Here is a 21,472-nt window from a genome sequence, read left to right as displayed (position 1 = left end):
TTAAATAACCGAATTACCGAAGCCTGACCCCATTTACCATTTACCGAGGTTTTATCTGAAAACGGCATACCGACACATTACGTTGAAAATGTTGGTGCAACGCCGGACTTTCCTTACGAGATGACCACGAAGGATTATTATGACGGTTACGAATCTTATAGAAAGGCCATAAGTCAGGCCGTTTTGTCACTTATAGAGAACCGCAAATAATCAGAGAACGTTTGGAGTCGGAGGAGGGGAGGGTGTATCTTTCTACCTTGGTCACTTTTAGGCCGGGGGAATTCAAAATGGTCTCTTTATCATCTTTTCCCCTCATTGAAACGATAATTGAGCGCTCGTTTTTGAGATAGGGTCTGCAAAGCTCGGTCAATTTCCCAAGTTCAAATGTTGCGCGCGAGATGACGGCCTCAAATCCACCTAATTTTTCGATGACATCTTTATCTTCAGCCCTTCCATGAACAACGCTTATAGTTTTAAGCCCCAATTCCCTTATCACCGCCTCGCAAAAGAGACACTTTTTTTCTGTCGGTTCAAGTAAAGTTACAGAAAGAAGCGGGTGTGCGATCTTTAAGGGAATTCCGGGGAAGCCGCCGCCGGTTCCGACATCTAAAAGAGAGCGCTTATGTATGAGATATTGAAGCGGGGCCATGGAATCTAGAAAGTGCTTTTCCCATATCTCCTTATGGTCGGTGATAGATGTTAAGTTGTATGCCTTGTTCCACTTTAGAAGAAGTCGTTCATAGATATTGAACTCTTCTTTGTGAGCAATTAAGAGTTGTTCCAAGGTTTTTAGTTCCATAAAAAAGTAGATCCCTCTCCTTACGAGAGGGGGGTCTTATAAGAACTGTTCGGCGAAATATTTGGGAGTTAGGGGTTCGCCGGTGGCCTCTTTTACGAACTCGTCCCATCTTAGCCTGTCACCCGGCGCAAACACCTTGGCCTTCAAATATTCACCCAGCTTTTTGTTGTTAACAAAGGCCTCGTCGCCCTTTATTATATTTTTGTTTATGTAGTGGGTCAGCTGGGAACCGAGGAGCTCGCCTAACAGGTAATTGTGATAGTATACCGGTGAGCTGGAGAGATGGATCTTTGCCGCCCAGTCCGGGGCGAACCTGCCTTCCGGTCTCTTGATGAGCTGATATTTTTCAACCAGGTCCCACCAAAGATCGTTCAGATCCTGATCCGGGTTCGCATATAGGGCGCGTTCAAAATTAGCCATGACCATGACCCAGCGCGAGAATATAAGCATCTTTGCCCTTAACGAGCGTTTCAAATTCGAGGCCATCTTTTCGAACTCGGCCTTTTTCTTTGGGTCTACCGCCGCTGTCAGCCACGCGGCGTTCGTCGTCTGACGGCCAAAGAGCTCGGCAATCCCCTCTGTCGTGAAGGTGTGTGAAGGCTCTCTTAAAAGATAGGGGAGGGCGTTATCGAAATATTTCTCGTAAACGGCGTGTCCAAGCTCGTGCAACATCGTACCGGCCCAGTATTCATCCGGCTTTACGTTCGCAAGGATACGTATGTCTTTATTGCGGTCGATGTTTATGCAGTAGGCGTGTTGTTCCTTACCCTTTTTCTCGTAAAGGTCGCTTCTTTTGAGGATGTCTTCAACCGGCATGCCGATGGACCCATAATAGGCGTTGACCAGTTTTATTATATCCTTGTCCTTAAAATATTTATCGAGATTTAAGTTATAGACCTGCGGGGCTTCCTGGAAGAACGGGTCTTCGTAGTGCCACGGGCGAAGCTCCGAGACCTTTATATTGTAACGCTTTGCGAGCGAGGCGTCTATTTCGCTCTTTACATCCTTATACGGGGCCTTTGTGAGGGAGGCCAGGTCGTCAAGAAGGCTAAAGAGCTCCTTTTCGTCCTGTTCCTGAAGCTCAAGCCTCATGACATAGAAGTTCTTAAAGCCCAAGGCCCGGGCCGCTTCATTTCTCTTTTTGACAAGGGCGATGAGGTCTTTGTTGACGATGTCGCCTATCTGCTTTGACGCCTCCCAAACCTTTTGTCGTTCGGTAAGGTCCACGGACCTTCTCATGATCTCTCTTATCTTGTTGTCCGGAGCTTCTTTGCCGTCTATCTTGGCGCGGTGGGTATTAAACTTTTCTTCGAGAGCAGAACCCATCCTAACAAGAGCTTTGCTTAGTTTCGGATCTATCTGATTTTCTAAGTAGTCAAGATAGAGGAGTCGGAGCTGTCTATCCACCTTGGGGTCATATTCGGGATATCTAGAGAGGGATTTTTTATAGTTATCTTTGAGGTCCCTTATCTCCGCATAATCGAGAGGGTCGCTCATTATCTTTTTAAATTCGATCTCCTTCTCTTCGTAGAGGGTGTAGAACTCCTTTTTGCCGGTGGTGGTGGCGTTCCAGTAGGCCTTGGCATCCTCTTTAAGGACGGGCTCTATCTTTTTAACCGTCCTCTCTATGAAGTCCTTTGCCTGTTTTTCTACGGGACGTCTTATTTCAAGTGCCATAATGGGTGTCACTATCTCTCGCCCGCATATGAAAAGTACTGAGGCGAGCGTTAAGAGGGCGAATATTATAACGGTAAGCGTTTTCTTCATTTGTTCTTTTTGCTGTTGTTGAACATGAAGCAGAGTCCGCCGGTAAATGTCACATCGAAGTCGAACGTGTCCTTCCCGGGCTGGTCGGTATAGTGGGCGTAGTTCATCACATCTACAGTGAACGCCAGCCAGTCGAGTCCCGTGTAGAGCTTGGCGCCGCCGCCTATCACGCCCATCGGTTCGTTGTAATCGTTGATCCGCATCATCCCCGCCCCAAGGGTGAGATAAAAATCGATCTCGACAAGCGACCTTCCCACCCTCATGGCCACGTCATTGGATATCGTTGCCTCGATGTCTCCCAGATAAAGATTGTCATCCTGTAGGATGCCGCCAAAATTGTTACGGCCATCGGTCATAAGATATGCGTAGCCGAAATTGGTGCCGAACGCCCAAGTGCTATCTAAATGATAGTAGGCCTTTGCGCCGGTAATGAAGGTCTGGCCAACGGAACTGCCAAGATAGCTCCCGCCGTATGGTATCAATTCGAAATGAGGGGTGCTGTTTATCCGGAAATCCGGGTTCAAGACATTGGGTATTTCAGTTTCGGCGTGAAGGGCGAGTGGGGCCAAAAGCAAGGTCAAAACGGTAGTGATCAAGACATTTTTGGACATAGGAGACTTCTTAGTATATAAATGGGGCCATGACAATTTTAAAAGATCTAAAGACACCCGTTTTTAACGAGGACGAGGGCGGCACACGTAAACACCGGGGAGAGGCGCGCAATAAAGGGAGGCGAGGTAACGGAGTTTTGAAGCATACTAACCACAACTTGTGGCTTTGAAATTTGGCGGTTGCGGGGGAGCCATGCTAACAAATTTATTTGATCGTTAGATTGATCTCTTTTTTTGCCTTTTCGGCAAGGGCCATTTCTATCACCTCATAGATCTCGTCTTTTAAAAATGGCTTATATAAAAAATAGACCTTGCCGCCGGCCCTCTGAAAATCGAGCTCTTTATAGATCACATCCTTATCCACACGCCCTGTCATGAAGATAAGTATCGTATCGGGGCTTGTCTCTTTCAACTTCTTGCACGCCTCAATGCCATTCATACCGGGCATGACCATGTCAATGAATGCGATATCATATTTCTTTGATCTTATGGTCTTAAGCGCCTCTTCGCCGCTGAGCACGGAATCGACATTGCATCCTTTGTCCTCGAGCTCTCTTTCAAAGGCCGTGCCTATTATCGGTTCATCGTCCACAACCAGTATATTCTCTCCCGACATAATAACCTCCTCTATATGTTGACCGTTGCGGGCATCCTTACACGAAATGTGGTGCCCTTTCCAACCTTGCTCTCGACCAATATCTTTCCCTTATGGTTCATTATTATTGAATGGGCAATGGATAATCCAAGGCCCACGCCTTTGCCAGGCCGCTTTGTGGTAAAGAACGGTTCGAATATCCTAGTTAGGTTCTCTTCGGGTATACCGCATCCGTTATCTTGAAACTCAATTTCAACGAACCGTTCTTCGTTCTCCAGCACGGACCCTGTGGATATTTTGAGAAGGCCGTTTTCCTCCATGGAATCTATGGCGTTGTTCATCAGGGTAACTATCACCTGTTGGGCAAGGGTCTTGTCGCACTTGATAGCGGGCAAATTCTCTTCGAGCTCTTTTTGCAAGGTGATGCCCTTGTCGCTGATTATTTTCTTGCTGAAATCAAGGACCGAGTCGATAATATCGTTACAGACCAACTTCTCCACCTTAGCTGCGGAAGGTGTTGCGAATTCGGTGAGGTTTTTGATGATCCTTGCCATGTATTCGCCGGCCGCCTCGACCTTCTTTAGATCTTCGTGTTCGATACTATCGGGACTGGTGTGTCTGATCCGAGATCTTATAATACCAAGAATGCCTGTCAGCGGGCTGTTAAGCTCATGCGCCACTCCGGCGGAGAGCTCTCCTATTGCCGCCAGTTTCTCGGACTGGACCAGCATATCTTTCGTTTCCCGAAGTTCTTTATATGCACTATCAAATTCATCCGCCCTCTTTCTTTCGGCAGTTACGGTCGCCATAGCCGCGGCGGACCTCTTGGCTAGAGTTTCCGCCTTTTTTGCCGCCGTAATGTCTATAAAAATAATGACCAGACCGTCTATTTTGTTATCGGTGGTGCGATACGGACGGACCGTTACGGAATACCAGCTCTCATCATCGTCCTTTATTTCAAGCGTCTTTGGATGAAGCGATTTGGTAACGTCCAGAAGCGTCTTTTCCAGATTGGGGATGTCCAGACCAAGTCTTATCTTGTTTATTGGCCTGCCGATATCGGACGGGACGATATTGAGGACCTTTTCCACATGGGGAGTTGTCCTGCGGATAACAAAGTCGGCGTCCAGCATTATTATTGGTATATTGATACTGCCAAGAAGATTTACCAGATCGTTGTTCAGGATAGAGACTTCGGCGTTACGGTTCTGCAACTCTTCGTTCGTGGTGTTTAACTCTTCATTTGTGCTTTGAAGCTCCTCTTTTGACGTCTCCAGTTCTTCATTTGTGCTCTGCAGTTCCTCGTTAGAGGTTAATATCTCTTCGTTCGCGGTCTTTACCTCTTCGCTAACGTTCTCCTGCTCTTCTATGACCGTATGAAGATATTCCTTTGTCTCATCAATCTCCTTTTGAAGGGATAGGAGATATCTTTCGTCTTTAACTTTACCGACCGCCGTCCGTTTTTTTGGCTGATAGTGTGGCGCGGCAGGGCTTACGCTCCTGTCGAAAAGGACCAGATAAAGCTCCTCTTTCAGGTTCTTGGCCCTCACGGGGATAACGGTTATATTGACCCCAAAGCGGCCGCCGTTATATTTCACGCTTTCGGCCTCTCTTTTTGCCGGCCGCCTTGTTTCCCTTGCCTTATGAATGACCGAGCGCAATGGGAGCGAAAGCCCTTCCCTTGCAAGCCTAAAGAGATCGAAGCTTGGTTTGCCGGCCGCCGGCTCGAGATAACGGCCGGTACTTCCCCGGAAAGAAAGGACATGCATGTCGCCGTCTATTAACACTCCGCAGGGCGCGTATTCGGAGAGCACGATATTGTCTATCAATCGCTCGATGTCGTTCTCTTCGGTATCCTTTGGATATGTTTTAGCGTCCGTCCCCGATCTCCCCGGCATATAATATCTGGGGGTCTCTTCCGGGCGGAGCCCGAAGGAGAAGCTCTTTTTAACGAAGAGCCCTTGTTTTCTGTTTAGCGGTCTGAAAAGATTTGAATAACTTCCTATCGATTCAGAGTTCCCTAAAAAAAGAAATCCGCCCGGTCTAAGGCCGTAATGAACGTTACGAAAAACTTTCTCCTGCAGGACGGGCTGAAGGTATATGAGCAGATTTCTGCAACTTATAAGGTCCATGTTTGAAAGAGGCGGGTCGCCAAAGATGTTCTGTCTGGAAAAGACGCACATGTCGCGCAACTGCTTGGATATTCTGTAGGAGTCGCCATCCTCTATAAAGAAACGTTTCAGTCGCTCCGGGGAGACGGCGTTTTTTATGGTCTTACTGTAAACACCCCTGCGCGCCTTCTCGATGATTCTTTCGTTTGCATCGGTGGCAAAGATCTGAACGGGGACCGTGCCCGCCTTTTCCCCGAGTAGCTCAAGGATACAAATGCCTATCGAACAGGCCTCTTCTCCCGTAGAACATCCGGAGACCCAGACCCTTACGCACTGACCCATTGGCTTATCTTTGAGGATGGCCGACAGGGCCGTCTTTTTAAGGGCCTCAAAGGCATTTGGGTCACGGAAAAAGCTCGTGACGTTTATCAACAGGGCGTCGTAAAGGCGCTCTACCTCCTTCTCGTCCGCATTCAGACGCTTTATGTAGTCTTTGAGCCGCGAGAGCTTTAAGAGGTCCATTTTGTTCGATATAAGCCTGTTCATGGTGGCAGGTTTATAATCGGTGAAATCAAAACCCTTTACTATGCGAAGCGTTTGAAGGACACCTTCAAAGCCTTTGCGTTCGGTTGTGGCGGGTTTTTTCTCTTTAACTCGCACGGCAGGAGAAATGAGCGGATGTTTTGCTATCAGCGAAAGCTCTTTTGCGATCTTCTTTGGCGGCATCACAAAATCTACGCATCCTGCCGAAACGGCGCTTTGCGGCATTCCGTCGTACTTGGCGCTCTTTTTGTCCTGGGCAAAAGTGATACCCCCTCCGGCCTTTATGGCCTCTGCCCCGAGGGTCCCGTCCGTTGCCGTTCCGGAAAGTATGACCCCGATAGCCCTGCTTCCAAGCTCCTCTGAGAGCGATTTAAAGAAACGATCTATGGGCAAATGCCTTAATCTCGCATTACGGACACTCTTGACCACTAACTTTCCTTTTGAGAGCGTCATGTTCGTTTTGGGAGGTATGACGTAAATATGATCGGCCTCTACCCGCATGCCGTTCCTTGCCTCGACCACCGGCATCTTTGTTTTTTTTGCGAGTAATTCCGACAATATGCTTCTGTGCTCAGGGGAGAGGTGCATTATGAAGACGAACGCCATTCCGGTCTTACTGGATAGATCCTCAAGCAGGTTCTGAAACGCCTCAAGTCCGCCAGCGGAACCGCCAACACAGACAATGGGGAAAGATGTTGTTTTCATATCATTTGGTTTCACTATTTAAGGTTGCCGATCGTCTCTATAAGCTCCGCATCATTATCTATTATCTCACAATCAACCTGCTGGAGACGGAGCGCGCTTTTACCAGGTTCTAACTTTTCGGGGAGATAAGTTCCAAGATATACGAACATCGTGTCTTTCGTGGTGAAGACCTGCTTTTGTTTGAACTTTTCTATGATGGAGTGCACGCCGTCGCTGTAGCGGCCGGCGCAATCGGCTACGGCGTAGCACGAAAGGCCGGTTGAATCAAACACTGTTGTCTTGCCAAGGGCTACAGGTACGCTTATGGATGACCCATCGTTAATCTTTATCTGGTGAAGTCCCGAAGAGATCTCTTTTGTGATGTGGTTGGACGGATTTATCGTGAAGGCCCTGCCGTCTACCGAAACTTTGATCACCTCGATACCGCTATTCACAAGCGTCAGGAAACCCGGGTTTTTCGGGGCGCATGTAGCGAAGGACAATAATGCCGCGAGCAGTATTATGTTTTTCATTTTATCAGCCCTTTCATGATCGTGAGCGTTAGCGAAACAAACCAGCGCATAAAATTTACTGAACCAGATCGCTTCACCGCCTCCGGCGGCTCGCAATGACGGACATTAAGACTTGATGATCTCATTTAGCACCCTTATGAAAGATTTTCTGGCCTCCCTCGCGCAATATTCAAGCTGAGGGAGGTGTATCGCCTTATGCGGTTTTGTTATGACATTAAAGGCAACGCCGAGCGCGCTTGTGGTCCCGTTGTCCGATACCAATCCGTTGGCCGCCGGGAGGTGCATGTCCATAGGGTCAAGGACCGATCTTAAGATGATGTAAGGAGTATTTGCTTCTTTTGCGGCCTTTGCAAGGCCGAACGATTCCATATCGACCGATATTGTCCCGAACTTTGTGCCAAGGTAGGCCTTTTCGTGCGGGGTGACGGCGGCCTTTTCGACCGTAAGGGCCGACCCTTTTTGATATTTTATGGAATTGCCCTTGCAGATTTCCTCTATTTTATCGAGGTAGAAAATTTCGTTGAGAGTGGCGCCGTCCTTTTCACAAACGATAGTGTCAGAGATTATGATATCGGCAAGGGTAAGATTTGGGGTCAATGCGCCGGAGTAACCGCCGTTCACGGCGAATTCGGGGCGGTATTCTTTGAGACAGAAACTTGCGGCGCGAAACATCTTGTCAGGGCCAACGCCTGTGTGGCCAACGACTATCTCTTTTCCAAGGTAACTCCCGCGGCAAAAGATGGCCGGCCTAAGGTTGATGGTCTCGGTCACCTCCATCTCTTTCAGGATGGGCTTGATCTCTTCTTTGAGGGCGGAGAGTATTAGGATCATATTCAAATAACCAATGACCAAATCAAAAATGACAAATGAATGACCAATGGCCAATTGTTTGGAATTGAGTCATTGTGATTTCATTTGACATTTGGATTTAGTAATTTGTCATTGCAGTTAAAGCAGAGTCCACCACGCCATTCGGGCCGTATCTTTCCAGTTGGAGCCCGTTGTGAGCGCGACCGTCGGTTCGAACCCGCAGTGGACCATGCAATTCTTACACCTTGGGTCCTCTTTTGTCTGATATTTGTCCCAGTCTACCTCTTTTATGAAGTCCTCATAATTCTCGAAGTGGGCGTCGGTGATAAGATAGCATGGGGCCTTCCAGCCTTCAATGTTGTAGGTAACGTTCCCCCATGGGGTGCAGTTGTAGTCGCGAAGTCCTGCCAGAAAATCAAGGTAGAGCGGCGTGCTCCAGAGCCTATATTTATTTGCAAAGCCCCTTATCTCGCGGAACTTTTTGCCGATTTCGTCTGCCTTCATGAAGAAATCTTTGTCGGCAACATCGGTATATTCAAATCCCGGAGAGATGAGCATGCCGTCGACCTTGAGCATTGTGAGATGGTCGAAGAGATCCCTTATTTCGGATACGTCGGTCTCGCTGTAGACCGTTGTGTTGGAACAGACGCTAAAGCCCGCCTTCTTTGCCAGCTTGATATTCTCGGATATCTGGCGGAATGTGCCGGGGCGTTTTGTGATGGAGTCGTGCGTCTTTTCCATGCCGTCGATATGGATGTTGATATTGAACATCGGATGCGGCTTGAAGATATCGAGCTTCCAGTCCAAGATGGTACCGTTGGTGCAAAGATAGACTACCCGGCCCCGCTCGAGCGTCTTTTCGACGAGAGGCTTTATTTCTTTATAAAGAAGTGGCTCACCGCCGCAAATGGAGATGACGGGCGCCTTGCAGTCATCTATCGCCTTAAGGCATTTGTCTAAAGAGACCTGTTCTGCAAGGGTCTTTGAATATTCTCTTATTCGTCCGCACCCCTCGCATTTTAGATTGCATGCGTGGAGCGGTTCGAGCATCAAGACAAGCGGAAAACGTTTTACGCCGGTTTTTTTATTCCGCGCGATATGTTTGGCAACGGTTAAAGTTTGTTTAAATGGAAATCTCATATTTAGTATTTGTTAGGAACTGGTACACTGTCTATTAAATTTTTACTGGTTGTCTTTAGCACAAGTGCACGTAACAATTTAATTTCTACCGACTTCGTCGATAAAAATTGAATTGACGTTGCCCTGGCGGAGTAGAGCCTAATGGCCCGCTATACGTCAAGAGATAAAATTCTAGTTGTTTTTAGCAGACATTACGGGTAGTTACTGGCCCAATGAAAAACACGCGCTCGTCTTCACTATTCAATGAGGCAAAAAAGAGCCTTGTGGGCGGGGTGAATTCGCCTGTCAGGGCATTTAGGCATGTCGGCGGAGTGCCACCATTCATTAAAAGGGCGAAAGGCGCCTACGTTTGGGATGAGGACGGTAATAAATATATAGATTATGTGGGGACATGGGGCCCGGCGATACTCGGGCACGCCCAAAAACAGGTTATAAGGGCGATACAACGTGCGGCGGAATATGGCACAAGTTTCGGTGCCCCGTGCGAGCTTGAAATAGAACTTGCAGAGGCCGTCAAAAGAGCCTTTCCTTCGATCGATCTTGTAAGGTTCACGAGCTCCGGGACAGAAGGCATGATGGGCGCAGTTCGCGTTGCGCGTGGTTTTACCGGATGCGATAAGATAATAAAATTCGACGGATGTTATCATGGCCACGCCGATTACCTGCTTGTAAAGGCTGGGAGCGGCGCGCTTACAGGTGGTGCGCCGGACTCAAAGGGCGTGCCGGCCGATTTTGCAAGGCACACGCTCATCGCAAAGTATAACGACCTTGGTTCTGTAGAGGCCCTTGTCGGTTCGAACAAGAATCAGATAGCATGTATCGTGGTTGAGCCGGTTGCGGGGAATATGGGATGCGTGCCTCCGGCTAAAGGGTTTTTGGAAGGACTTCGCTCCATCTGCGACAAGAACCGTATCATTCTGATATTTGATGAAGTGATGACCGGTTTTCGCGTTGCGTTTGGCGGGGCACAGGAGCTCTACAATATAAAGCCAGACCTTACATGCCTTGGAAAGATAATAGGTGGCGGCTTGCCGGTTGGCGCCTACGGCGGGAAAAAAGATGTTATGGAATGTGTAGCCCCTTTGGGACCTGTTTATCAGGCGGGAACGCTCTCGGGGAATCCTCTGGCGATGGCGGCGGGCCTTAAGACGCTGGAGCTTTTGAAAGACAAAAAGGTATATGACCGTCTTGAAAAGACGACCAAGCAACTTACTGACGGACTTGATATGGTGCTTTCCGAAAAGAAGGTCTATCATTTTATTACTAGGGTCGGCTCTATGTGGACCTTATTTTTCACGGAGGGCATTGTTGAAAATCTGGACGATGTGATGAAATGCAACAAAGAGCTCTTCATTAAATATTTTCATGCGATGCTTGAAAGCGGCGTTTATCTTGCGCCGTCGCCGTTTGAAGCGGCCTTTGTCTCGGCGGAACATACGGAGAGAGATGTTGTAAATACAATTGATGCGGTTAGAAGAAGCAAGATGTCGGAAATCGGAAGTCAGAAAATCTGACACCAGACTTCTGATATCTGACTTCGATTCAACATGGTTGAAGATTTCAAAAGGTCCACAATGTACATTTTCGGCCTTTACGGCATGGTAGGTATCCAGCTTGCCATAAGCGTCGTGGTCGGACTTGCGTTCGGTAATTACATTGACGGCAAAATAGGAACCTCCCCGTGGCTTGCTATTACGGGAACGATACTTGGGACGGTCGGCGGGATGTGGAACCTTGTAAAGATACTTAAATGGAATGAAGATAGATCTAAAAATAATAGAAATATATAATATAATCATAGGCTTGGTTGTGTCTGTGGGCGTCTATTTTATATTTGAGGATAAGGCGGTTTCGGCTTCCCTTTTTGCGGGCGTTGTTATAGGAGGTCTTAATTTTTGGGGGCTTTATTTCGTATTTTCACGGCTTCTTGGTTCGGAAAGGGCCCCAAAGGCGTTCTATGGAATTTTGGCCGCCGTCAAATTTGTTCTGTTGATTTTTTTGCTTTGGGCGGCTATTAGGCTCCTCCAATTGAATGTGGTGGCATTGCTTGCAGGGCTTTCGATAGTGATAGCGGTCGTTTTGGTAGCGGCGCTGGCTGGTCAGCGCACTGACTAAAACCAGCGCACTAACATACGAAAATATGCACGAGTTCAATATATTCATCTGGCTTGGTGAAAAAATTAGCTTTCTCTCATGGATAAAAGAGTCAACGATGCACATTGCTACAGCGGCGCTTGTTGCCATTGTTCTGATAGCTCTTAGCTTTATCGCATACTTTAGCCTTAGAGATACAGAGAAGCATATAATCCCGTCGCCAAAATTAACGATCACCGGGCTCTTTGATGCCTCGATCGAAGCGATACTAAAATTAATGGAAGGTGTGATGGGGGAGCGGGCCATCAGGTATCTTCCTCTTATCGGCACCGTCTTTATTTACATATTTGTGTGCAATCTCATGAGCGTCATGCCCTTTGTTGCGCCGCCTACTGACAATATAAATACCAACGTTCCGTGTGCCGTTGTGGTCTTCCTTTATTATAACTATATGGGCATAAAGGAGCATGGATTCAGGAAATATATCGGTCATTTTACCGGGCCGATCATCTGGCTTGCGCCGCTTCTCTTCGTTATCGAGATAATAAGCCATATTGTGAGGCCTATTTCGCTTTCTGTCCGTCTTTTTGGCAATGAGGTGGGCGACCATGTGGTAAACGGAATATTTGCACATCTGGTGCCCGTTGGGATACCGGTCGTATTTCTGTTCCTTGCTTTATTTGTTGCATTTATACAGGCTTTTGTGTTTTCTCTCCTCTCCACGGTTTACATAGCCTTGGCGACGGAGCACGGGGAACACTAAAAAAACAGGAGATGATATGAAGAAATTCATGGTAAGGGCAGTTTCGGCATTTTTAACGTTTGGGTTCGCCTCGGTGGCATTTGCCGAGGAGGCGGCCGCAAAGGCGGCCGGCGGCAATACTGCAACGGCAGGGCTTGCGATAGCCTCCGGTATTGGCATTGGGATAGCCGCTTTTGGCGGAGCTTTGGGACAGGGTAAGGCCGCCGCGGCAACACTCGAAGGTATTGCACGCAATCCCGGGGCCGCAAATAAGCTTCTAACCCCCATGATCATTGCACTTGCCTTGATCGAATCTCTCGTTATATACGCCCTCGTCATCGCGTTCCTTCTGCAAGGGAAGATCTAGATACCGTGAACCGTTACAGCTTATGGCTCACGATTTACAGTGTTTCGCGCCCGTAGCTCAGCGGATTAGAGTATCTGACTACGGATCAGAGGGTCGCAGGTTCCGACCGAGCCCGGGGACCCGCGAAGCGGGTGGGCGAGGAAGTCCCGTAGCCGAATGGCGGAGGGAGAATCCGGATGTATTTGAAAATTTGCTATAGTGAGAGGAGAATGCGCCCGTAGCTCAGCGGATTAGAGTATCTGACTACGGATCAGAGGGTCGCAGGTTCGAATCCTGCCGGGCGCGCAAAAAATTTGGCGCAGACAAATTTTCCCCGAAGAACGAAAAACATCAACGAATTACGGATGTTCTGTAGTTTTTCGTGAGTTCGAATGCGCCAAATTTCGTTCACGTTCTTCGTAATTCGTTCTCCGGGAAGAAAAAACTCACGAACCATCAGTTTGATGATATGATGCTCTATAAGTTTTACTTATAAACACTGAGGATTATTTATGTCAGGGACACCACCTGTAGGGCAGCGAAAACCAGCAATCCCAATAATCAAGAAAGGAGATCCTGATGACCCTCGTCGACTTGAGAATACGGGAGATGATGAGACACCTGTATCTCCTCCTGATACATCCCGATTATCTTCTGGCTGGAACCAACCATGTTTTCGTACGGGAGTACCGATAGCAAAACAACCTGTTCAATTTAAGATCCTAATTTTCGAAAGAACTCAAATAATTCTACAGAAGCCCGGTGAAACAAGTGAGAATCTTCACGAAAGATTAAGAGACCAAGCTACAAATAGCATGTCTGCTACGAGAGAACCAACACGTATAATCACGCCGTCATGGCTGACTGTAGATGCCAGTAAAATATTAAAGATCAAAGATGCAGTTCTCATTTCAACATCAACCTGTGTTCATGAATTTCCTGCACGAATTTTTGTTGGCATAAGAAAAGAAGGATTTCAGGAAACATTAAAAGATGGGCGTCACCAATACTCCTTATATGATCTGGGGAGAGAATTAACATCAGAAGAAAAGAATGCCCTTTACGACGCGATGAGGGCTGATTAAACAGCAACCGCCAACTCAGCACACGCGGTTCTAAAAGCGTCCAGTTGGGCGCGCATTGTTTCAAACTATGAGTTTATTGGCTTCCCAAAGCTGGCCCGGCAGGAGTTAGAACTGTAAGCTCAGACCTCTTCAAGGAAGAGGGGGTTTTTCTTTTGATTGTTTTAGATCTTTGTCCCACTCGAGAAGGGTTTTAAAGACCTCAACAACTTGCTGAAATTCCTCCTCGGTCAAAACTAGCTCCCCATTTTGGCAAACTCTGTTTTTTGAATTGCTTTTGTTTGGATCTTTCATTTTTTACCCTTTCTTGTATAAGGTTTTGGGTTTTATAAGGATGCAATCTTCACATGAAATTTAGCAAAGAACATATCATTCACGAAATCAAACGTACTGCCGGAGAAAATGGCGGTAAGCCACTTGGTAAAGGTCTCTTTTGGAAACAAACAGGCATTCGTGAGTCGGATTGGCTGGGGAAATATTGGGTAAGATGGAGTGCGGCTGTTAGTGAAGCTGGGTACAAGCCCAATCAGTTTAATCAACGATATGAAGACAAATTTGTAATTGAACAGCTAGCCTTTTTTATTAAAGAAATTGGTCACTGGCCGATATATGCTGAATTTTGTATGAAAGGTCGAACTCTGAAAACTTTTCCAGAGTATCAGAGTTTTCGTAAAAAGGGAAGCAAGGAAGAGCGAGCACTAAAAGTAATAGAGCATTGCCAAAAGCATTCCGGCTTCGACGATGTGATCAAAATTTGTGAATCAATCTCTGCATCATTTGATGAAAAGGATCAAGCACCTATAGGAGAGATAAAAGAGGAAGTCCTAGGGTACGTATACATGACGAAGGTGAGTTTGAAAAACGCCACCAGCTACAAGATTGGATTTAGCACTTCACCCTACAAGAGAATTTCACAATTGAACACAAGGTCGCCTGTAGAAGAAGTTCTGATACACGAAATTGAGACGAATGATCCCTCCCGAAGTGAGCAGTATTGGCATAAAAAGCATTCGGATAAGCGGCAGCCGAGAACCGAGTATTTTAATCTTCGGAGCACCGATATCCAACTGTTCAAGAAATACAAATCCATGATGTGGCGATTAATTTTTACGCCACCAAACTAATATGGAAACAAAAATCGCGATCTTCAAAGGCAATAAGATTCGGAAAACCCTTCATGAGAACGAGTGGTGGTTTTCGGTCATCGATGTTGTGAGCGTGCTGACGGACAGCACGAACCCCCGGGATTATTGGTTTAAAATGAAACAGAGGGTTAAATCCGATGACGGGATTCAACTGTCGACACTTTGTCGACAGTTGAAATTGGAAGCTCCCGACGGAAAAATGCGCGAAACAGACTGCGCTAATACCGAGGGTATTTTCCGGATTATTCAATCCGTCCCTTCACCCAGGGCTGAACCATTCAAACGATGGCTGGCCAAAGTTGGTTACGAACGAGTGCAAGAAATTGAAAATCCTGAATTGGCTACCAAGCGCACGCGAATGCTCTACAAGCTCAAGGGCTATCCCGAAGATTGGATCGGGAAGCGCATGCGTGGCATCGCCATCCGTGAAGAATTGACAGACGAATGGCAAAAACGCGGTGCACAAGAACAAAAAGACTACGAGATTCTGACAGCAGAAGTTTCAAAAGCCACCTTTGGTGTTACTCCCTCTGAGTATAAAAATCTCAAAGGCCTCAAGCGGGAAAACCTGCGTGACCACATGGACGATTTTGAACTCATTTTTACCATGCTGGGCGAACGTTCAACGACGGAAATTCACAAAAATGAAGATTCCAAAGGTCTGGTAAAACTTAAAAGTGATGCCAAAGCTGGTGGCGAAATTGCGGGTGGTGCTCGTAGAGAATTAGAAAAGCGATTGGGACGATCTGTGGTTTCAAAATCGAATTTTTTACCAAATAAGAAGATTCAAAAAGCTTTAAATGGGAAATAAATTTTAGGCCATCAGGAGCGTCATCTCGGCGCAAGCAGTTCTAAAATCGTCCAGTTGGGTGCGCCATTTATAGGGGTGGCGAACCTCATCAGACGAGTGAGGTTCACTCTCCCGGCCGCTTCGTAAAAAACGGAGCGGCCTTCTTTTTTTGCGGTCATCTTCACCTGCTCGGGGAAAAGCCCCTTGAAGTAGGCGTTGGCCTGCACCACGTCTTTCGTCAAAATCTCGTCCAGATTGATCAGCATCGGCTTTACAGCATAAGGGGTCAGCAAGGGGGTGTTCGGCTCCCGGGCCTTGAGGTTCTGAAGCTGGGCCTCCAGCATTTTCTTGCGCTGTTCATGACGGGCTATCGAAACCGATACGCTTTCGGAAGCGTTGCCCTGAACGATATACTCCACAAGATTATCCAGGGCCTTCTGCACCTTGCCGGGTTCCTGCAACATCTCCCTGAGCGGACCCTCTTCAGCTGGCCGATCGTATCCGGCCTCCTGGGCGAACTGGTTCTGGTCGATGATCCCCTGATCATGGAGGATCTTCAGATTGGCCAGCCTGGTCGCGTAGGTGGTCTCGTCGCGCTGTGCCGAGAGAGACTTCGACGGTTCGAATTCGATCCAGAGACTTTGGTAATCGATTCCGCGAAGGCTCAGGTGGAGTTTGTAGCCGTATTCCAGAACCGATCGAACGGTGCGCTGGTAGTTCGTGATGATGGAGAGCATCTTCTCGTACACGACGCCGGCGTAGGTCTCGGTGGTCGAATAGGTTCTGCCGTGCAACGCGGGATCCGCCTTGAGTCCGGAGAATACCTGCTGCTCGTTCATCTCGAAGAGATCCTTCGCACCGGCGGCGTCACCCGTGATTGAGTGATGCTCCACTGTGAAGGAATCCATGAGGCCAACCGCGATGCCGTCCCGATAATTGTGTTTGAGGTGCTGGGCCTGTTGATCCAGGAATTGCTGGCAACGCGCGATGTACTCTTCGGTCTTTTCGCCAGGCGACTGCTTCGGGGCGCGGATCAGAAAATTCACGAAACCGAGAATACCCATTTTTTTCGCGATGAAACGCAGGTTCTTGACGATGTCCCGTTGGATCGTGATTGACTCAAGGGCCGAGAGTATCGGCGGCACGGCATAAGGCGAATTATCGAGCGTCTGCATCGCGCAATACTGGTATGTCGCTGTATTCAGCGCGATGAGCCCCTGGTCGCCCTGGGTCAGGTCGCAGGTTTTCTGATGCGGGGCGTATTCTCCGGAGGCCGGATCATAAAGGAAGCGGATCTCCTTGAGAGGCACGAACACCATCTTGTCGATACCCGTCAGGTCCTCGCTCACGACCCACTCGATACTGATGGCTCCGCCGCGGCCGATCTGGGCCAATGCCGAGTTCACGAACCCGTCGATCCCTCCGAAACGCCCGAAGACCGTCATGTTGAAACGGTTCAATTCCTCGATCGCGGCATCCCTGACCTGTTCGCTATCGCTTTCGACCATCACCTTGTGTCCGGTGTTTCCCAGTTGCACGATATTGTCGATCATCTGGGCCACGTCGGGATTGACGAGGCTCAAATTCTGCATCGCTTCCAGATATTCCAGTGGATAGGCCGCACCGACCGAGCGCATCTCGGAAATCAGATCCCGCAGAAGCTCGCCGAAGCCGACGGTATCGACCGATACGCGGCCGACAGGGAGGACTTTTGGATCAATTTCCTCGGGGGATGGGTGCGCCGCCAGACCGGTAGTCCTTTTTTTGCGCGGAAAATAGACTCGGCCGTTCACGACCATACGTTCCTTGATGAATGTCGGTTTCATGCCGGTGATTACGTTAACAGGGATAACCTTCGATTTTTTCAGATCGGAAAAGACGGTCGATTCGGATCTGATGAATTGAGTGAAATTCAAAAAGTGAATTTCCCGTCATTTTTCGTTGGCTTCCTTGAACCGATAGAAGATAGTCTGTATTATACAATTCTATTGATCTTTAGAATAACATAAGAGATAAGTGAGGATATGTCAGCCTCTAAAAAAATCGATAGGCCGTTCGGAGTTGCGGCGTTGTATGAGCATCATGCGGACATGTGCAAAGTGTTCTCACACCCGGTGCGTCTCATGATTTTGAACATTCTTCGGGAATCCGAGAAAAATGTTGCCGAGATCGCGGGGGCGTTGGAGATTCCCCTCGGAACAGTTTCTCCTCATCTCCTCATGATGAAACGTCGCAGGGTGTTATGTTCCCGTCGAGAAGGGACGCAGATCTTTTATCGTCTTGCACATCCGAGGATTCTTGACGCCTTTGACCTGATCCAGAAAATTCTTTGTGAAAGGCTGATTGAAGAAGGTTCGCTTGCGAGCCATGCCAAGATAAAACGATAACCAAGGAGGTTCGAAATGAAATTTGGGATCATTATTTATTCTGACGATCCGGAAACCGTGTGGAACGCGTTTCGGCTTGGGAATTTCGCCCTGAAAAACGGCGATCAGGTAAAGATTTTTTTGCTGGCGAAGGGAGTCGAATGTGAATCGCTTGATACCGAAAAATTCAAGATATCCGATCAGATGAAATCGCTGGTTGATTCCGGCGGCCATATTCTCGCCTGTGGGACCTGCTTAAAAATTCGTCAGTCGGAAGGAACCGAACTTTGTCCGCTCTCCACCATGCAGGATCTCTATGATCTCATCAAGGAGTCGGACAAGGTAGTGAGTTTCTGAGGACCATTCCATGAAAACTCGTGAAAGTGGCATGCCGGAAGAAAATATGTGGGACGGCTTTTTCAATCCGCCGATCATTATTGAGCGGCTTGGAATCGGTCCCGAAACAGGCGCTGTGGTAGAATTCGGGTGCGGCTATGGCACGTTTTCACTTCCCGTCGCGCGCCTTGTGCGCGGCCCCGTGTATGCCTTCGACGTCGAACCGGAGATGGTAAAAATGGTTCGAGAAAAAGCCCGGCAACAAGAAATAGGCAACATCGTGTGCAGTGTTCGGGACTTTGTCACCCAAGGCACAGGATTGCCTGATGCGGCAGCGGATTACGTGATGATGTTCAATATTCTTCATGCGGAACAGCCGCACATTTTGCTGCGTGAAGCTCGCCGCGTATTACAACCAAATGGCCGTTTGGGGATCATGCATTGGAACTATGATCCATCAACACCACGAGGTCCCTCAATGTCAATTCGTCCACGTCCTGAACAGTGTCGTGCTTGGGCAGAAGATGCGGGTTTTATACTCTTAGCTCCGGGTATTACAAGCCTGCCGCCATATCACTACGGGATGATAATGGATTGCACTGCCATTCCCCCCAATCCGTCTCAACGTGCGTAAACCAAATCTTTCTGCTGTAAAATACAGCCACTATACGCGAGGTGACGGGGTCGGGTTTCGACGCTTATCGACTTGCTATGTTTCGCGTATACCGGTTGAGTTACGGCATAGCCGCTTTTTTTCCGGATATCCTCTTCACTCAATTGGGCACGATGCAAAATGATCACTGCAGGGACTGCTGTAGATTTGCGGAAACCGATAGGCACGGTCATGTGCAACTTGGCCGGCATGGCATCGCTGATGTCGTAAATGCTGAGAGCCGTTTCGTGTGAATACACACCATCGGAAATTTCATTCCTGTTTCTGGACCACAAGGACCACAAGACCATCTCCCCCTCATGGGTATGTGGAAAATTCGCAAGGCGATAAATACTGCGATACTCGCGGATCCAGTGCCCCTGCCTGACGTGATAGGCATGGTTCTTCGACAAATATCCCGCGCCAATGGCCTGTTTGGATGTAAAATAGCCAAGCTGGCTTTCAGCGATCTGATAAAGTTTATTTTCAGGAGTCTTATTCATGGCATAATATCCTTAAATTATAGGGATATTATGCACTATTTCAGTCACAAGTCAACACGATTACCTTAATAATTGCGGCAATCATGTTTTAAGTCTTACAGCCTGAAACCCGATCCAGGTACTCCAAGGCGATCTGGGGGTCCTCTTTCAGGGCTTTGAAGACCGTCTGACGGGCCAAAAGTTGGGGGCGTTGTTTGAGGATTTCACGGCGATCTTTGAAGGCAGGGTCGGCTTTCAGATACTCCTGAAAGACCTGCAGGGTGACCCCAGCGAAGCAACAGGCCTCGGCGTCGCTGCAGCCAAGCGAAAAGGCGTCCTCAAGTCGGCGAAGGCAATCCTCGCTCAACGTGCCGATCTTCGGCGCTTCGGGTTTGGGGTCATTTCTTTTCGGCATGAACACGCTCCGCTTTCTTTCCCGTGTAGTTTTCCCAGCGGGTGACGATGACATCGCAATAAATCGGATCCAGTTCTACAAGCCGCGCCCTGCGGCCGGTCTTCTCGCAGGCGATCAGGGCGGAGCCAGAGCCGCCGAATAGATCCAGCACGATCCAGAAAGGCTTTCAGCAATCCTTCGTCCGTGCTGTCGCCGCAGTAAAGGCGATGGCTTCCCAGAACCCACGTATCACCCAGCTCGGTGATCGCTTTTTCGGGCGGTTCGGGGATGGCGTCGTCTTCGGCATCAGTCAGGATCGTCTGCCTGTCATAATCGATCAGGTCTTTGAGTTCGTCATAATCGAAGCCGGTCAGCTCAATCGGGAATTCCACCGTGTCGATATCGATGATCACGTCGCGCAGCATTTCGAGATCCCAGTCGCCGTGGATCCGGTTCAATGCCAGGTTGAGGGCTTTCTCCTTGGAGATGGGAATATCCACGACGACGACCTGCGTGCTCTGGATGCCGAGGGATTGAAGCACCTTGTAGCGCTGATGCCCGCCGACGATATTACCGGTCTGACGGTTCCAGATGATCGGCTCGACCAGCGAGAATTCCGTGATGGAATTCTTGAGCCGCTCCACCTGCTTGTCGGTGATCTGCCTCGGATTGTATGGGGCGGCGTTCAATTCCGACATCTGCTTTCTTTCGAGAATCAGATCCGTGTTCAAATCAACATTCATGGTTGGCCTCTTTTATGATCGCCTTTCCGATGACCTCGACGAGCTGCGGAACGACCGCGTTTCCCAGGCAGGTAAGACGGTGAATCCGGTTGGAAATCCCATCAGCCACTCCACAAATCCTGGGTGCGGATACAGGCCATCCGTCGGCCCATTGCGCAGCACCTCCCGCAGATTCCCGCGACACTTCGGCGAGCCTTTGAACCTCTCGGTAGAAACCCCCTTGGCATCCGAAACGATCGGCGTCGGGTACCATTCTCTTGGTCGCGAAGATCCAGATCCGTTCCCGCTTATGGGGAGCGCCCACGGCCGACGCCGGTAAGCATTCCCACTCGACATCGTACCCGAGCGCGGCCAGCTCCCCGAGAACGCGTCCGAAGTACCGTCCAGATTCAGTTGAAAGGATCCCTGGGACGTTTTCAGCCAGCACCCATCGGGGCTCAAGCTCGCGAATAATTCGGGCGAATTCTCCCCAAAGGTCCCGCTCGTCGTTGGAGCCTTTGCGCATTCCGGCGAAGCTGTGGGGTTGGCACGGGAAGCCGCCGCAGATGAGATCGACGGGCACGAGGTTATGTCGGCCGCAATCTCTGACATCCCGGTGGCGGGTGACATGTGGCCAGTGTCTTTCGAGAATTCCGTTTGCATAGTCATTGATCTCCACCTGCCACAGGCATTTCATACCCGCTCTTTCCAGCCCCAGATCGAAACCG

At 48.7% G+C, this 21,472-nt stretch carries 23 protein-coding genes, 1 tRNA gene and 2 pseudogenes; 12 read left to right on the top strand and 14 right to left on the bottom strand.

Translation table 11 applies throughout. From position 1 onward, the window contains the following. Positions 1-190: 190 nt before the first annotated feature. The 8 genes from rsmG to hpnH all read right to left on the bottom strand — a co-directional run bounded on the left by rsmG (position 191) and on the right by hpnH (position 9,593). Positions 191-799 (bottom strand): 16S rRNA (guanine(527)-N(7))-methyltransferase RsmG, encoded by a 609-nt coding sequence (rsmG, locus tag COV46_05955; protein PIR17052.1) that lies wholly within the window; start codon positions 797-799, stop codon positions 191-193. Positions 800-835: 36 nt separating this feature from the next. Further along, positions 836-2,566, bottom strand: a complete 1,731-nt coding sequence (locus tag COV46_05950; protein PIR17051.1) for a peptidase M3 — start codon at positions 2,564-2,566, stop codon at positions 836-838. Then, entirely contained in the window at positions 2,563-3,177 is a 615-nt protein-coding gene (locus tag COV46_05945) for a hypothetical protein (GenBank protein PIR17050.1), read from the bottom strand. Before COV46_05945 ends, COV46_05950 begins: the two co-directional genes overlap by 4 nt. Before the next feature lie 205 nt (positions 3,178-3,382). Beyond that, positions 3,383-3,793, bottom strand: a complete 411-nt coding sequence (locus COV46_05940) for a hypothetical protein (protein PIR17049.1) — start codon at positions 3,791-3,793, stop codon at positions 3,383-3,385. An 11-nt stretch (positions 3,794-3,804) separates the two neighbouring features. Next, positions 3,805-7,146 carry a chemotaxis protein CheR gene (locus COV46_05935; protein PIR17048.1) on the bottom strand — a complete coding sequence of 1,114 codons (3,342 nt, stop codon included), beginning with the start codon at positions 7,144-7,146 and terminating at the stop codon, positions 3,805-3,807. Further along, entirely contained in the window at positions 7,146-7,739 is a 594-nt protein-coding gene (locus COV46_05930; GenBank protein PIR17047.1) for a hypothetical protein, read from the bottom strand. The genes COV46_05935 and COV46_05930 overlap by 1 nt, the downstream gene beginning before the upstream one ends. A 9-nt stretch (positions 7,740-7,748) precedes the next feature. After that, a complete protein-coding gene (locus COV46_05925) occupies positions 7,749-8,474 on the bottom strand; it encodes a hypothetical protein (protein ID PIR17046.1) in 726 nt (241 codons plus the stop codon). 117 nt (positions 8,475-8,591) lie between these two features. After that, positions 8,592-9,593: a hopanoid biosynthesis associated radical SAM protein HpnH gene (gene hpnH, locus COV46_05920; GenBank protein PIR17045.1), complete on the bottom strand. Its 1,002-nt coding sequence runs from the start codon at positions 9,591-9,593 to the stop codon at positions 8,592-8,594. A 212-nt stretch (positions 9,594-9,805) separates the two neighbouring features. Here hpnH and hemL point away from each other — a divergent pair, with 212 nt between their 5' ends. The 9 genes from hemL (at position 9,806) to COV46_05875 (ending at position 15,813) form a co-directional block, all read left to right on the top strand. Continuing rightward, the gene (gene hemL, locus COV46_05915) at positions 9,806-11,107 is read left to right on the top strand and encodes a glutamate-1-semialdehyde-2,1-aminomutase (GenBank protein ID PIR17044.1); all 1,302 of its coding nucleotides are present in this window, start codon (positions 9,806-9,808) and stop codon (positions 11,105-11,107) included. A 33-nt stretch (positions 11,108-11,140) separates the two neighbouring features. Continuing rightward, the gene (locus COV46_05910) at positions 11,141-11,383 is read left to right on the top strand and encodes a hypothetical protein (GenBank protein PIR17043.1); all 243 of its coding nucleotides are present in this window, start codon (positions 11,141-11,143) and stop codon (positions 11,381-11,383) included. Next, positions 11,349-11,708, top strand: a complete 360-nt coding sequence (locus COV46_05905) for a hypothetical protein (protein PIR17042.1) — start codon at positions 11,349-11,351, stop codon at positions 11,706-11,708. Before COV46_05910 ends, COV46_05905 begins: the two co-directional genes overlap by 35 nt. A gap of 25 nt (positions 11,709-11,733) precedes the next feature. Beyond that, positions 11,734-12,450 carry an ATP synthase F0 subunit A gene (atpB, locus tag COV46_05900; protein ID PIR17041.1) on the top strand — a complete coding sequence of 239 codons (717 nt, stop codon included), beginning with the start codon at positions 11,734-11,736 and terminating at the stop codon, positions 12,448-12,450. 16 nt (positions 12,451-12,466) lie between these two features. Next, on the top strand, positions 12,467-12,796 hold the full coding sequence (gene atpE / locus COV46_05895) for an ATP synthase F0 subunit C (GenBank protein PIR17040.1): 330 nt from the start codon (positions 12,467-12,469) through the stop codon (positions 12,794-12,796). 211 nt (positions 12,797-13,007) lie between these two features. Next, positions 13,008-13,084: transfer RNA gene (locus COV46_05890), tRNA-Arg, on the top strand. Positions 13,085-13,287: 203 nt separating this feature from the next. Next, a complete protein-coding gene (locus COV46_05885; GenBank protein ID PIR17039.1) occupies positions 13,288-13,860 on the top strand; it encodes a hypothetical protein in 573 nt (190 codons plus the stop codon). Between the two features lie 344 nt (positions 13,861-14,204). Then, positions 14,205-14,981: a hypothetical protein gene (locus tag COV46_05880; GenBank protein ID PIR17038.1), complete on the top strand. Its 777-nt coding sequence runs from the start codon at positions 14,205-14,207 to the stop codon at positions 14,979-14,981. Between the two features lies 1 nt (position 14,982). Further along, positions 14,983-15,813 (top strand): phage antirepressor protein, encoded by an 831-nt coding sequence (locus tag COV46_05875; GenBank protein PIR17037.1) that lies wholly within the window; start codon positions 14,983-14,985, stop codon positions 15,811-15,813. Positions 15,814-15,833: 20 nt separating this feature from the next. On the opposite strand, the gene COV46_05870 is transcribed toward COV46_05875, so the two are convergent. Next, the gene (locus COV46_05870) at positions 15,834-17,708 is read right to left on the bottom strand and encodes a hypothetical protein (protein PIR17036.1); all 1,875 of its coding nucleotides are present in this window, start codon (positions 17,706-17,708) and stop codon (positions 15,834-15,836) included. 108 nt (positions 17,709-17,816) lie between these two features. On the opposite strand from COV46_05870, the gene COV46_05865 reads away from it, so the two are divergent. The 3 genes from COV46_05865 to COV46_05855 are packed head-to-tail and all read left to right on the top strand — an operon-like array spanning position 17,817 to position 19,128. Then, on the top strand, positions 17,817-18,179 hold the full coding sequence (locus COV46_05865) for a transcriptional regulator (GenBank protein PIR17035.1): 363 nt from the start codon (positions 17,817-17,819) through the stop codon (positions 18,177-18,179). 15 nt (positions 18,180-18,194) lie between these two features. Next, on the top strand, positions 18,195-18,515 hold the full coding sequence (locus tag COV46_05860) for a sulfur reduction protein DsrE (protein ID PIR17034.1): 321 nt from the start codon (positions 18,195-18,197) through the stop codon (positions 18,513-18,515). Between the two features lie 10 nt (positions 18,516-18,525). Then, entirely contained in the window at positions 18,526-19,128 is a 603-nt protein-coding gene (locus COV46_05855) for a methyltransferase type 11 (GenBank protein ID PIR17033.1), read from the top strand. On the opposite strand, the gene COV46_05850 is transcribed toward COV46_05855, so the two are convergent. The 5 genes and pseudogenes from COV46_05850 to COV46_05830 form a co-directional block, all read right to left on the bottom strand. After that, positions 19,116-19,649, bottom strand: a complete 534-nt coding sequence (locus tag COV46_05850; GenBank protein PIR17032.1) for a hypothetical protein — start codon at positions 19,647-19,649, stop codon at positions 19,116-19,118. The two genes, COV46_05855 and COV46_05850, sit on opposite strands and share 13 nt — an antisense overlap. 88 nt (positions 19,650-19,737) lie before the next feature. Continuing rightward, positions 19,738-20,043: a hypothetical protein gene (locus tag COV46_05845; GenBank protein PIR17031.1), complete on the bottom strand. Its 306-nt coding sequence runs from the start codon at positions 20,041-20,043 to the stop codon at positions 19,738-19,740. 10 nt (positions 20,044-20,053) lie between these two features. Further along, a pseudogene (locus COV46_05840) lies at positions 20,054-20,194 on the bottom strand (site-specific DNA-methyltransferase). A gap of 280 nt (positions 20,195-20,474) precedes the next feature. Beyond that, positions 20,475-20,765 (bottom strand): annotated as a pseudogene (locus tag COV46_05835) (DNA modification methylase). After that, on the bottom strand, positions 20,755-21,472 hold a 718-nt coding region (locus tag COV46_05830), incomplete at its 5' end, for a DNA (cytosine-5-)-methyltransferase (protein PIR17030.1). The gene COV46_05830 and the pseudogene COV46_05835, both read right to left, overlap by 11 nt.

It is taken from the genome of Deltaproteobacteria bacterium CG11_big_fil_rev_8_21_14_0_20_49_13, assembly GCA_002796305.1.
GTDB lineage: Bacteria > UBA10199 > UBA10199.
The sequence above is the reverse complement of the archived record's forward strand: the minus strand, read 5'-3'. Positions and strand labels throughout refer to the sequence as shown.